Raw genomic sequence first — 925 nt, forward strand, 5'->3', positions numbered from 1 at the left:
GACGGTGCGGCGACTGAGGGTGGCGGCGGCGGTGGCGGCCGTCGCGGTGCTCGCGACGGCCGCGGTCTCGCCCGGGACACCGCCGCACCCCGGCGGCCCGGCGGCCGAGCGGCCGGTGGGCGGGGACGGTCCGGCAGCGGGCGGCGGCTTCGACGTGTTCGGGGGGTTCGACGACTTCGGCGGCTACGGGGCCGTCGGCGGGCCGTCCGGTCAGGGCGGTCCCGGCGGGTTCCCCCGGCCCGGCGGGTTCGGTGCGGGCCGGCTGCGGACGCTGGCCGGGGTCCTGCGGCAGGACCGGCCCGGCAGCGGCTGGTACCTGGTCCGCGGGGCGCATCTGGCGCTCGGTCTGGAGGTCGCGTACGCCGACCACCAGCAGATCGTGCTGCGCTTCCCCGCCGCGCGACGGGTGGTGTCCGTGCTCTGCGGACCGGACGAGACCTACGCGCCCCTCGGTTACTCCTGCGGCGCCTCGGTGTCCTTGGACGAGGTGCGAGTCCGGCTGGGCCGGAACGGGCGGCCCGCCGACCCGACGGCCACGGCCGCCGGGCAGTACGCCAACTTCTGGCTGCTGGGGCTCGTCGAGCAGCGCTGAGCGGCGATGGGCGGCAGTGGGCGGCAGCAGGCCGGGGCGCGGGGCCGCCTTGACGGAACGGTCCACGGAAAGGTGTTCTGTACCACGCGGCCGAGCGACCACCGACCGACCGCCGAGCGCCTTCCCGCCGTCCACCGAGCGCCCGACCTGCGCGGTGATAGCTCCGGGCGGTACCTCCGGGTGACATCTCCCCGGCGGGCGGACGGGGCTCCTACGGTTTCCGGCGACCCCCACTCCGTGACCGCAGGAGACCTCCATGCTCCGACGACCCGCCAGAGCCGCGTGTGCCGTCCTGGCCACCGCCGCCCTGGGTCTGACCGCCCTCCAGGGCAC

1 pseudogene is annotated in these 925 nt (G+C 77.0%); it reads left to right on the forward strand.

The features are described from left to right. Positions 1-592, forward strand: a pseudogene (locus BI06_RS45075) (hypothetical protein); the annotation flags it as partial. Between the last annotated feature and the right edge of the window lie 333 nt (positions 593-925).

The organism is Kitasatospora sp. MBT66 (assembly GCF_000710405.2).
In the GTDB taxonomy this organism is placed as follows: Bacteria; Actinomycetota; Actinomycetes; order Streptomycetales; family Streptomycetaceae; genus Kitasatospora; species Kitasatospora purpeofusca.